The organism is Consotaella aegiceratis, from assembly GCF_036541425.1.
Classification (GTDB): domain Bacteria; phylum Pseudomonadota; class Alphaproteobacteria; order Rhizobiales; family Rhizobiaceae; genus Consotaella; species Consotaella aegiceratis.
The window spans coordinates 1-11829 of the sequence record NZ_JAZHFT010000072.1; the positions used below are offsets into that span (position 1 = coordinate 1).

Sequence of the window (11829 nt, forward strand, 5' to 3'; positions counted from 1 at the left end):
CCTGGCGGTGTCGTCATGAGCGCCCCGGCTGGCTGCAGGCTCGTCGGCCGCTGGCGGATCGTCGAAGCAGACCTTTGGGACCGCGCCACTCTCGACCTCTGCGGCCCCGCCACCATGACGATCGGCCCTCATTGTGAGCGGCTGGGCCTTTGCAGCCGCCCGCTCGGGCGGGCTCCCTGTCCATCAGCCTTACCTTGTCGCCGAAGAGACGGCCCGGCGCGACAAGGCCGGCTTTTGGGCCGGGTCTTTCACTCATCCGGTCGAAAGCCTACTTAAAAGGCAGGCTCCCAGGGAGTTGCAGTGATGAAAACCACCCGCCTATCGGCAAATCAGGTCGACGGCTTCTATCGCTCGGAAGCTCAACAAGAGGCTGCCTTCCAGGGTGCCTTCGGCAAGCTCATTGGCGGCTTTGCCGCCTTCGCCCTGAGTGCCATCGCAATCGTTCTTGCCGCGTCATTCGTCATCGGCGGTTTCATCCGCCTCGGGCAGGCCACCGCAAGCTCTTTCACCGGCCTGTTTTAAGTCCGTCAGATCTCGTCATGTCGGTTAATCACCCTTTTCTTTTTGGCTTTATCCTTACAGCAGCCATGCTGCTCGTAGAGACAACGGTTATCACCATCCAAAAAGTCATGACCGCCGAGTGTCCCTGGTGTTTGAGTCGAACCGCGATGGAACTTCCGCATGCTGCGATAATGAGACCGACCTGCTGTTCATGGATTTCCATAAGAGGCCAGTCGTGGTTCGATTCCTCTGTCGTCAGCAGGGGTTGGCCGAGTCCGAGCGGATGCGCCATATCTCGAAGTCTCGAGACAGTCTCAGTTATGAGAAAAGTTAGAGAATTTTTGGATATAAATCCGCCAAAAATCTAATGATAGTCATAGTACTAGTTATAGTATAATTGCTTATTCAAGTCTTTTACCTTCCATATCAACTATAATTCCTGCTTGAATTTAAAGCATCGAAAATCTTTTCCAAATGAGGAGCAGAACTATAAATTATACGATTGTTGCTTTATTGCCACATAGGCAAAACTTTCCCTTCCGTGAACTTGCCACGGCAAACAAACGAACGATCTGTGAAGCGGCGTTTAGTGACATTCCGCAGCCCATAAATACTGCATCGCACCGAAACCCCAAAGGGCCGCGAAACGCCGTCTGCGGGCGAAGGCACAGCCTCTGACTGAGCCACGAACAGTCTTTATAAGATACTGATATTATTTGCTTTATTTCGATTCGACGTCGGGTTGCGCAGCTTGATTTGAAGCCCGAATCGGGGCTGCGACATTTTGTCGCAGATTGCGACGAGTCCTTCGACCGAACCTAACCGCTGCGGCTGACGCACGTTGGAAGCTGTGGAGAGATATGGCAGCGGATTGACGGGTCTCGGTCGGGATGGTGCGGTCGCTCGACGGAGAGTGAGGTCGGCGCCATGGGCATTGAAGAGCAGCTTCGCGAGAAGCTTCAGAAGGTCGAGGCGCTTTATTTCGGCGCCGGCACCGCGGGCGAACGGGATGCCGCCGGGGCCGCGCTGGAGCGCCTGAAGGACAAGCTCGCCGAGATCAGCCGGCGGGATCCGCCGGTCGAGATGCAGTTCTCGATGCCGGATCCATGGGCGGTGCGCCTGTTCGTGGCGCTGTGCCGGCGTTACGGCATCCGGCCCTACCGCTATCCGCGACAGCGTCGGACGACGATCATGGTGCGGGCGCCGCGGCAGTTCTTCGAGACGATGGTGTGGCGCCAGTTCTCCGACATGCACGCGGATCTGTGGCTGCACTTCGAGGAGACGACGGACCGGCTGATCCGCGAGGCGGTGCATGCGGACACCACCGACGCCGACACGGTTGCCATGCCGATCGGCGCCACGTGACGGTCAGGCGGCCACCACCGCGGTGACGGCAGACTTCCAGTTCGAGGCGAGGAGATCGTCGATCCGGTTGATCGGCGTTCTCCCTGAGACTATCTGGTCCATCACGTCCCGCAGGCCTGCGCCAGCTTCGACTGCCGCGATATCTCACCCAGCACGCCGCACCGGATGAAGATGAGAACCACGTCTACGCTATAGCGCTATGATCTTCGCAGATTATGCGGTCCTCCGACGATGGTATGGGTCGAGGTCGACAGCGGCCGCAAGTCCGGGCTGACGACGGACATGGCGGCCAAGCTCAAGGCTCTCGAACGCGAGAACCGGGCGCTGCGGCAGGCGAACGAGATTCTGCGTAAGGCGTCGGCGTATTTTGCCCAGGCGGAGCTCGACCGCCGACACCGGTCATGATCGCCTTCATCGACGACCATCGCGGGGCCTACGGGGTCGAGCCGATCTGCAAGGTGTTGCCGATCGCCCCGTCAACCTACCATGAGCATGCCAGGCGAACCGAAATGAAACCCGGCCGCGCTGCAGCGCGCCGGTCATCTTCGCCGGAGTGAGGACAGGAAGAAGGTCATGAGGTCGGCTGCCGTCGGATAACGCACGAAAGTCATCGCCGGCGCATAGGCGATCTCGTGCAGCGCCGCGCCGAAGACCGTCGCATCGACGTCGACCGAAATTCGGGTGAGTGCGGCCTCGCCGAGCGTCCGCCAGTGCCGACGCAGGACGGCCCGCAAATCCTCCAGCGAGGCACCGTCTTTCTCAGAAAGCCGCGAGAACTCAAGGATGGTCAACGGCCACAGACCGGCAGCCGACCTCATATGGGCCCACTCGATCAGCAGCGATTCCACCGCAGGCCTATCCTTCGCCCGTCGGATTTCGGTGACGAGCGCCTCGACGTCGTTGCGACCCATCTGGTCAAACACAGCCAAGAAGATCGCCGCCTTTGTAGGAAAGTGCGCGTACAAAGCTCCCTTGGTGAACCCTGCCGCTTCGGCGATCGCGTCAACGGAGCTCGAGGCATAGCCGGTGCGCGCGAACAGCATGCTCGCCGCCTCAATGAGCTTCTGGCGTGTCTGGGCGCGGCTTTCTGCCCTGGATATGCGCTTCGACATAGCTGGTCCCCGTCTCTGGATCTAGCAAATCGTACCATCTGGTATATTTATACCGAACGGTATTTCAATGCTGCTGGGCAGCCCGGTTCCGGCAAGCGGAAGACCGAGCCCCTCCGGTCCGTGCGAGTGGTCGGGTGGCACGGCAACGCCCGCCGGCGAGGCGGATTGCGGCCGCCTCGCCGATGGAAGTGACAAGATGAAACAGTTGCGACATTGCGGTCCGTATCTCGTCAACGCGGACACCTTCCGCCAATAGGCGCCGCGGACACCAATCGAAGGTCCGCCGTTTTGGTGGGCCTTCATCATGACCGAGCATCTTTGTTGTTGAGGCAGGAAGTTGGACCTGAGGCGTCTCCGTTATTTGTGCAGCGTTGTTGAGAACGGAAGCGTCACCAAAGCCGCGAAAGCGCTGCACATCGCACAGCCACCCCTGAGCAAGCGGCTGCAGGAGCTCGAGGAAGAGATCGGTGTGCCGCTTCTGTCGCGGGACAGCCGGCAGATCCGGCCCACCGCGGCGGGCTATTACCTCTACCAGCGGGCCACCAATATTCTTCGCGACGTCGAGCAGGCGGTCAACGAGACCGTCTTGATCGGCCGGCAGAAGAACCGGTTGATCAGGGTCGGGCTAACGCATCTCTATCAGAGGCACTTTTCCCGTCTCCTGCTCGAGATGCACCGCGCCAGTCCGACCCTCGAGATCTCGGTGACGGTGTCCGATTCCGGCCATCTGGAGCAGCTGCTTCTGGACGGCATAGTCGACATCTGCCTGATCCAAAGGCCCCGCGAAGGCACACTGTTCGATTGCACCGACTTCGCTCCCGTCAAGGCGGTCGCGGTGACGCCGAACCGCATGTCAGGGCTCGACGGCGAATCCGTCACTGTGCCCGAGTTGGGCCAATTGCCGCTGATCATGCTACGGCGCACCAACGGCCCAGGTACCTACGAGGTGCTGCTCGAGCACTTTCGCAAAAGCGGCGTGGATCCCCATGTGATCATGTCGATCTCGCAGCCCGAGGTCATTCTGGAATGGTTGGAATCCGGGCTCGATGCGGTGGCGATCCTACCCAGCTCCGAGGTGATCGCCGAGAACCTCAAGGCCTGCCGGGTGATCTCGATCGTGCACGCGCCGCTCGTCTTCTTTCCCTCGATCGTCAAACTCACGACGACGAGCTTTCCGGAAGAGTTGACGATGGCGATGGATGCATCCTCGCTGTTCGCCGAGTAGCAGCCATGGCCACGGTCGCGCCGGCGTGTGACATGCTGGCCGAAACAGCGTCGATCGGTAGCAGCCTCGCCCGGCGCAGCGCCGACAGGTCTCGGCTGCTGGTGAGAAAACAGACGATGCGCAGCTGCCGGATGATCGTGCCGAAGTGCTCGACAACGGCGTCGGACGACGTTCGAGCCTTGCGTCCGGCCGCGGCGGCCTGAGCCACGAGATCGGCGCCGAGGCGTATCGCCATGGCCGCGTCGCGGCCGGAGCGGATGCCGCCCGATCCGATCACCACGGTCTCGGGGCAGGCGGCGCGGACATCGAGGATGGCCCGCGTCGTTGGAATGCCCCAATCGGCGAACAGCATCGCCGTCTCGCGGTCCGCCGGATCGTCGATGCGCCGGGCTTCGATTGCGGCCCAGCTGGTGCCGCCGGCGCCGGCGACGTCGATCGCCTGAACCCCGGCATCGACGAGCCTGCGCGCCACGGCGGCAGAGAGTCCGGCGCCGACTTCCTTGACCACGACCGGACATTCGAGGGTGTGCGCCAAGCGCTCGATCCCCGCCAGGACGCCGCGCCAGTTCCGGTCGCCTTCGGGCTGCACAGCCTCCTGCAGCGGATTGAGGTGGACGATCAGGGCGTCCGCTGCGATCATGTCGACCGCCTGGCGCGCCTCGCGGAGGCCGTAGCCGGCAGCCAGCTGCGCGCCCCCGATGTTGGCAAGGATCGGGATGTCCGGCGCCAGCGAGCGCAGCGACATGTCGAGCCCGGTGCAGCCGCGTCCTTCCAACGCGATGCGCTGCGATCCAACGGCCAGCGCGATGCCCAGTTGCTGCGCCGCCTTCGCTAGATTGGCGTTGATCGCGCCTGCTTGCTCCGTGCCGCCGGTCATCGACGCAATCAGCAGCGGTGCAGCCAGCCGCCGACCGAGGAAGGTCGTGCCGAGATCGATGTCGTCCATGTCGAGCTCGGGCAGCGCGCAGTGCTCGAAGCGAAGGGCATCGAACCCGGCGTCGCCACGGCGGCCGTCCAGGGCGATGGCTAGATGATCATCCTTGCGCGCCGCGATGTCATGGGGCGTCGGTTGATCGCTCATCTCGCGTCCGATCCTGAATTTGCTTGCGCGGCCAGGCCGCCGTGCTGGCGGAGCATCTCCGACAGAATCCGCGCTGCTGCGGCCGGATCGTCCTTGAACTCTCCGTGGAACGACCTGGTCTGCGTGACGCTGCCGGACTGGCGGATGCCGCGCATCGCCATGCACAGGTGCTCAGCTTCGATCGCCACCGCCACGCCGCGCGGCCGCAGCGTCTCGTAGAGCGTCGCCCCGATCTGGGCAGTCAGCGCCTCCTGGGTCTGCAGGCGACGGGCGAACACGTGCACGCAGCGGACGATTTTCGACAAGCCGACCACGCGCCCGGCCGGTCGATAGGCGACGTGCGCCCTGCCGATGATCGGTAGCATGTGATGTTCGCAGTGGGAGAAGAAGTGGATGCCGCGTACCAGCACATCGCCGTCATAGCCGGCAACCTTTTCGAAGGTGCGCCCGAGATCCGCTGCCGCGTCCTGCCGATAACCCGAGAATGTTTCTTCCAAGCTCTTGATAACCCGGGCGGGCGTGGCTCGTAGCCCTTCGCGGGCGGGATCCTCGCCGATCCAGCGCAGCAGCGTGGCCACAGCCACCTCCGCTTCTTCTCGATTGGGGCGGATGGGGCCGTGGGCCGCCACCGCCTGTGCCGGATGTGTCGTCTGATGATCCACGGGCCCTGTCCCTTGTTCGCTTGCCGTGAGCGCCGCTCACGCTGCCACGCCGGTCACTTCGATGCCGTAGCCGCTCAGTTCCGTGTAGGGGCCGGGCGCGCCGAGCGCCTCAATCGACCGTACACCGAGATCCCGCAGGATCTGAGCGCCCAGGCCGGTCTCGCGCCAACGTTGCATCCGTGCCCTGGCCCGGCCGTGCTGCTCGACGTCGTAGGAGCCTGTCTGGACGCTTTCCTGATAGGGCCGTTCGTCGAGCCGCGCCGTCCGAAGGAAAACCAGTATGCCTTTCCCGGCCGTTCTGATGTGCGCGCTCGCTGCATCGAGCCAGGACCGGGCGGCCGTCATCTGGCCGACGAGTTCGGCGATCGGCCGCTCGCGATGGATGTGGGTGGGGATGTCCCGACCACTGGAGATGTCGCCGAAGGTGAAGGCCAGATGCTGCAGCGGGTCGAACGGCGTCTGATAGATTCGGGCGCGGCCGGTCAGATCGCTGATGGCCACCGTCTCTTCCTTCACGCAGCGCAAGAGGGATTCCCGCCGCAGCCGGTAGGCAATGAGATCCTCGATGGAGATGATCTTGAGACCGTGCCGATTGGTGAAGACGGCCAGATCCGGCAAGCGCTGCAGGCTGCCATCGTCATGCACGATCTCGGCCAAGATGCCGACCGACGGCAATCCTGCTAGGTGCGCCAGGTCGGTGGCGGCCTCGGTGTGGCCTGACCGGGCCAGGACCCCGCCGACGCGGGCGATCAGCGGAAAGACGTGGCCCGGGCGCAGAAAATCGCTGGCTTGGGCTTTGCCGCTGGCCAGCGCACGTGCGGTGTTGGCCCGCTCGTCGGCGGCAATGCCGGTGGTCATGCCAATTTTATAGTCGACCGATATCGTGAACGCGGTCCGCATCGGGTCCAGATTGGTGGCGACCATGGGCGGCAGGTTCAGCCGGCGCGCCCGTTCCGCGGTCATCGGGACGCAGACGATGCCGCTGGTGTGGCGGACGATGAAGCCCATCGTTTCCGCCGTCGCGGCGGATGCGGCCATGATCAGGTCGCCTTCGTTTTCGCGATCGGCGTCGTCGACGACGACCACCGGTTCGCCAGCGGCGATCGCCGCGACGGCTGCTTCTATGTTGTCGAGTTGCATGACGTGTCAGTCCGAAGCGTACACGGTCTCGTCAGCGGATCGGCGCGGGGCTTAGGCCTGCCGCCGCCAATAAAGCTTGGTGCCGAAGCCGACGGTGTTGTTTGTGTACTTCACGAGGTCCAGTGTGATGGTCCAGAGCGGAGCGGGGTGTAGAGCCGCCACTGGAAAACGGCCGACATAGAGCTGCCGGCCGCGTTCGAGGGCCTCGCCGGCCAGCTGTCGCGCATGGCCCGAAAACTGGATGCCCCGCAGCTTGGCCACCGAGGCCTCCTGCGAGGAGATGGTGCCGGCTATGGCGTCGTTGTCGCACAGTTCGCCGCCATGGCGCGTTGAGAGTTCGGTCAGGAACAGGAGCGCCATCGCGTCGGCGTCGAAGGCATAGAAGCAGTTAGTAGCCCAGGGGATCGAACCGCGCACCGTACTGAGTGACAGCACGCGATTCTCTTCGATATAGGCAATGATCCTGTCGGTGTCTTTCATGGGACCGTTGCCCTTTGTTGGTTGCTCGTGGGCTTAGCTGATGGACTGGATCCAGGGCAGCAGCGTCGTCACCCAGAAGCTCGAGATCGGCATGACGATCAACAGGCCGGGTAGCAGGTTGGCCACCGGGAAGGACTTGATGCCACAGATCCGGAAGCCGGTGACGAACATGATGATGCCGCCCAGGCCGGAGAAGTCTGCGATCATCTCGGGCGTGGTCATCGACATGATCGACTGCCCGAGGAACAGCAACAGCAGCTGGACGATGATCTGCGGGATCGCGATGAACGCGACCGACACACCGAGGGCGGTTGCGAAGATGCCGGCGGTCAGCAGATCGAGCAGCGACTTGGCGAACAGGATCGACGGATCGCCGGTGATGCCCTCGTTCATCGAGCCGAAAATGCCGGTGCCGGACGCGACGAACAGCACCAAGATGCCGACGAACTTGTCGAGGTACTCGTCCTGCGACAAGGTCGAATCCGCCTTGCGCGGCACGATCTTGTCTAGGATGAACCGCAGCTTGGAAGCACCACGGCCGATGTTCTTTTCCAGCGACAGCGCCTCGCCGATGATCGCGCCGAACAGCAGCGACGCGATGACCGCGGGAAGCATGTGCATCTTGACGATCATCGACACGCCCATGCCCATGGACGCGGCGCCGAAGGTCAGCGGCAGTTGCGTGCGAAACTTCTCGCTCAGCCGGTCGCCCAGAAGGCCGCCGACAGTGCCGCCCACGAGTGTGGACGCCGAATTGACAATTGGTCCGATCATAAGACCCCTCTCGTCCCGATTAGTTTGGGCTCAGCCCGTTGTTTCCTGGTTGTGCCGGTCCAGCGGGGCAGCGACTTGACGTCCAGGTCGAAGAGATCCAGCGCTCGCGCCACGGAGTGGGTGACGATCGCGTCGATCGACTCCGGCAGCTGATACAGAGCGGGAACCGGCGGATAAACGATCGCGCCGATTTCCGTCACTGTCGCCATGTTGCGCAGATGCCCGAGATGCAGAGGCGTCTCTCGGACCATCAGCACCACGCGCCGACGTTCCTTGAGGGCGACATCCGCCGCCCTCGTCAGGAGATTGTCGGTGGCTCCCGAAGCGACCACCGCGAGCGTCCGCATGGAGCACGGCGCAACCAGCATCCCGAGGTTTTTGAAGGAGCCGCTGGCGATTGCCGCGCCGATATCCTCGATGGGATAGACGACGTCGGCCATCGAGCGGAAGGCGTTCGCCGTCAGATCCGTTTCCTGGACCCGCGTGCGTTCCGCCGCCGTCGAGACGACAAGATGCGTTTCGACGTCAAGTTCGCGCAGCAGTTCAAGTGTCTTGACCGCATAGACGAACCCCGTCGCCCCGGACACGCCGAGGATGATGCGCCGCTTTTCCATGACAGTGCTCTTGTTCTATTTTCCGTCGAAGTCCGGCAGGAACTTCTTCACGTCCACTTCCTTGAAGTTCGAGCGCTCGAAGTGCGCCTTAAGCCTGAAGGGGACGGTGCAGTCGAATATCGTCTTGCACGACTGGCCGACTTCGCGAATCGACGGGCTGTAATCCGGGATCTGTGAGGGATCGAGCGGATGGCAGCGCACGCCGGGGATGGTGAGGACGTCCACATCGCCCTGGAGACGGGTCTGCATCGCCCAGAGCACGTCGTCGGTATCAAAGATGTCGACGTCCTCATCGACGAGGATGACGTGCTTGAGTTCTGGGAAGGCCGAAAAGGCGAGCAGCGCGGCTTGGCGCTGGCGGCCCTCGTCCACCGGAGCGCTCTTCTTGAACTGCATCACGGCGAGCAGCTTGCCGCCGCCGGAGGAGTGCGCGAAGACGTTGAGCAGCTTGCCGGGCATGGCGCGATCGACCATGTCGAGGATCGACGCCTCGGTCGGAATGCCGGCCATGTTGACGTGCTCTTCGCCCGGGCCGACGGTCGTCTGCAGGATCGGGCTGCGGCGATGGGTGACCGCCTTGACCTTGATGATCGGCAGCGCCGGCTTGGCATCGCCGGTGTAGCCCGGGAACTCGGGCATCGCCTTGCCGGTGTCGGTGTTCTGGTCTTCTCGGACGCGCACCTCGGGAAGCAGCTCGCCCTCAATGACGACCTCGGCGTTGGCGATAGCGCGCGCGTCGACGGTCAGGCACCTGGCGAGCTCCACCGGCCTGCCGCGGATCGCGCCGGCGATCTGCAACTCATCGAAGCCGAGCGGCGTGGTGGGCGGCTCGAAGCAGGCGGCGATCTCGATCGCCGGATCAACGCCGATCGAAATCGAGATCGGCAGCGGCTTGCCGGCCGCCTCGGCCTTTTGGCGGAAGGCGTCGATGTGCCTGCCTGGCGTCAGCCACATGGACAGTTCGTCGTGGCTCTGCACGCACAGGCGATGGATGGTGATGTCCGATTCCTTGGTTTCTGGATCGGAGGCGTAGCACAGGCCCATGGTGATGTAGGGACCAGCGTCTTCCGGCGTATTGGTTGGCGCCGGCAGAAGCTTGCGCAGATCGAAATCAGGATCCTCGGCACGGTGCACTACCTCGCGGCAGACGGCCTTGTCCTCGCCGACCTCGATCGGCGGGAGGGCGTGCTTGACCGCGTCCTTCAGCAGGAAGCCTAGCCGCTCATAATCGTAGCCGAGGAGATGTCCGACACGCTTGCGGGATCCCACGAGGCCGATCGCCACGCGAAAGTCGGGATAGCCCTTCACCTTGTTGAAGATCATCGCCGGGCCGCCCTTGCGGGTGGGCCTGCGGCAGGTCCCACCGGCGCCGACGTGCCGATAGACACCCGACAGCTCTGCCTCGGGATCCACTTCCGTATCAGTGGTAACGACTTCTCCGGGGATGCTGGAAAGAAGTTTTATTGCAGATCGAAGGTCTGTGACCTCCACGTGCTCGTCTGAATATTTGTTTTCGGCCATTCGATGTACCTACGATTTCCTCACGACCTTCGCGGTCGCCGACAGACGTAGGCTTCTTGCCGGCTCGAAAAAAATACCGTTTCGATCCCCGGCCGATACCAAAATGGTCTTGGGGCAAAACGTCTCACCAAGGGCGTGGCGGAATGCGGTCCGAGCAGATGCTCGGAGATCCGGGCCAAACCGCTGCCCGTCCGGCAGTGCGTTCTGCCGGACGCTGCGTCCCGCCGTCCGGCGCGGCACCGGCAATAGGGTAAAGGCCAGGGCACGCTCGCGCCGCCGGCCTCGGGCCCGTCGCGACTAAACGCTCGGCATTGTATTCCAGGTGCGTCTCAACGGGCAGCACGGACAGCGCATCCGTCCAGCTGGAGCAGAGCACGTGTCTAAAGTGCACCGTCGTGGCGTTTGTGTGGCCGCGTCGAGCCCCTCCGAAACGTCGGCAGCGTCCCAGGCCCGGGCGTCAGGTTCCAGCAGGCCGCATCACCGCATCCTGCGCGCTCAGATGCATCCTTGCCATCCGGGCATATCGTTTCCACGTCGGCGCCGGGATGGCGCCGAGAAGCACATCTTCGCCACGCCGCTGACCGAAGATATCGTCGGCACTGACCAACGCCTCGGCATCGGGATCCAGTCCTTCCGCTACGCACATGGCACGGGCTACGCGTTCCACCAACTCGTTGTCCATTGCTGCATCCTCCCAGTGAACTGCTGTTTTCGTCGAACGCCTGTCATCGCCAGTCGGACAAGCCTCCGCGCAGGTCTCCGCGAGCGTTTTGCCGCGCGGAACGGTTCCGCCGAGAAGGAAAGGCCTCCATCTCTCGCACCGATCGGCCAACGGAGCTGCTGATTTTGAAGGCTACGCGAGCCCGAAGGCGACCACAATGGATCATCTGCGTCTTGGGTCTCAATCCATCCTGCTTGTCTTAGAGCTTGGCCCGAAATGAGTTGAGCGATTTCAGAAGGTTGTGATTCCGTCTTGTGGCCAAACGAGATGGAGCCACTGATGCCCTGGATGGACTGAAACCGCTCGCCGTGAGTATGCGCGCAGAGCCGTCCGGCAGACGTCCCGCCTCAATGGGATTGAGATCGTCGACCAGGAAGAGGAAGACGTCGCGGTTCAGGAGGCCGCCGTCGCCGCGACCTCGAAGACAGGCCACGCTTCGGCGTGAAGATCCAACATCACCCGGCTGTCGATCGTCAAGCTGGACAGTTCTTCTGTAACGGGCCGTTCTGGGTCAACCCCAATTTCCCTACATCCTGTCGCCGAGGTCATGCTTCTGTCCGCAGTCGCTGAAAGGCGCTGCATGATGGAGTGGGAATGGGACCAGCCGATCGATCTAAAAAGCGCAGTCACCTG

11 protein-coding genes, 3 pseudogenes and 1 other annotated feature are annotated in these 11829 nt (G+C 62.9%); of the genes and pseudogenes, 4 read left to right on the top strand and 10 right to left on the bottom strand.

The genetic code is table 11. The features are described 5' to 3' along the window. The first annotated feature begins 303 nt into the window (after positions 1–303). The 3 genes and pseudogenes from SMD10_RS23855 to SMD10_RS23865 form a co-directional block, all read left to right on the top strand. Entirely contained in the window at positions 304–522 is a 219-nt protein-coding gene (locus tag SMD10_RS23855; protein WP_331688244.1) for a hypothetical protein, read from the top strand. A gap of 906 nt (positions 523–1428) precedes the next feature. Then, complete coding sequence (locus SMD10_RS23860) at positions 1429–1866, top strand: hypothetical protein (protein WP_331688111.1); 438 nt, start codon at positions 1429–1431, stop codon at positions 1864–1866. 237 nt (positions 1867–2103) lie between these two features. After that, positions 2104–2402: pseudogene (locus tag SMD10_RS23865) on the top strand (IS3 family transposase); the annotation flags it as partial. Then, positions 2226–2342 (top strand) — a sequence feature (AL1L pseudoknot). (Overlaps the previous pseudogene by 117 nt.) Positions 2403–2405: 3 nt before the next feature. On the opposite strand, the gene SMD10_RS23870 reads toward SMD10_RS23865, so the two are convergent. Continuing rightward, complete coding sequence (locus SMD10_RS23870) at positions 2406–2978, bottom strand: TetR/AcrR family transcriptional regulator (RefSeq protein ID WP_331688245.1); 573 nt, start codon at positions 2976–2978, stop codon at positions 2406–2408. 337 nt (positions 2979–3315) lie between these two features. Between SMD10_RS23870 and SMD10_RS23875 the strand changes: the two genes are divergently transcribed. Beyond that, a complete protein-coding gene (locus SMD10_RS23875; protein ID WP_331688246.1) occupies positions 3316–4203 on the top strand; it encodes a LysR family transcriptional regulator in 888 nt (295 codons plus the stop codon). A 34-nt stretch (positions 4204–4237) separates the two neighbouring features. Here SMD10_RS23875 and fni read toward each other — a convergent pair. From fni to SMD10_RS23920, 9 genes and pseudogenes are all read right to left on the bottom strand, one after another. After that, positions 4238–5284: pseudogene (gene fni / locus SMD10_RS23880) on the bottom strand (type 2 isopentenyl-diphosphate Delta-isomerase); the annotation flags it as partial. Continuing rightward, positions 5281–5946 carry a GTP cyclohydrolase I FolE gene (folE, locus tag SMD10_RS23885; RefSeq protein ID WP_490338297.1) on the bottom strand — a complete coding sequence of 222 codons (666 nt, stop codon included), beginning with the start codon at positions 5944–5946 and terminating at the stop codon, positions 5281–5283. The gene folE and the pseudogene fni, both read right to left, overlap by 4 nt. A gap of 36 nt (positions 5947–5982) precedes the next feature. Further along, positions 5983–7086, bottom strand: a complete 1104-nt coding sequence (gene ribB / locus SMD10_RS23890; RefSeq protein WP_331688247.1) for a 3,4-dihydroxy-2-butanone-4-phosphate synthase — start codon at positions 7084–7086, stop codon at positions 5983–5985. A gap of 51 nt (positions 7087–7137) precedes the next feature. Beyond that, positions 7138–7566: a pyridoxamine 5'-phosphate oxidase family protein gene (locus SMD10_RS23895; RefSeq protein WP_331688248.1), complete on the bottom strand. Its 429-nt coding sequence runs from the start codon at positions 7564–7566 to the stop codon at positions 7138–7140. A 33-nt stretch (positions 7567–7599) separates the two neighbouring features. After that, on the bottom strand, positions 7600–8340 hold the full coding sequence (locus SMD10_RS23900) for a DUF554 domain-containing protein (protein WP_331688249.1): 741 nt from the start codon (positions 8338–8340) through the stop codon (positions 7600–7602). Beyond that, positions 8337–8954 (bottom strand): UbiX family flavin prenyltransferase, encoded by a 618-nt coding sequence (locus SMD10_RS23905; protein ID WP_331688250.1) that lies wholly within the window; start codon positions 8952–8954, stop codon positions 8337–8339. The genes SMD10_RS23900 and SMD10_RS23905 overlap by 4 nt, the downstream gene beginning before the upstream one ends. A gap of 15 nt (positions 8955–8969) precedes the next feature. Beyond that, positions 8970–10475 carry a UbiD family decarboxylase gene (locus SMD10_RS23910; RefSeq protein ID WP_331688251.1) on the bottom strand — a complete coding sequence of 502 codons (1506 nt, stop codon included), beginning with the start codon at positions 10473–10475 and terminating at the stop codon, positions 8970–8972. Between the two features lie 457 nt (positions 10476–10932). Next, on the bottom strand, positions 10933–11157 hold the full coding sequence (locus tag SMD10_RS23915; RefSeq protein ID WP_331688252.1) for a hypothetical protein: 225 nt from the start codon (positions 11155–11157) through the stop codon (positions 10933–10935). 432 nt (positions 11158–11589) lie between these two features. Further along, a pseudogene (locus SMD10_RS23920) lies at positions 11590–11829 on the bottom strand (hypothetical protein); the annotation flags it as partial.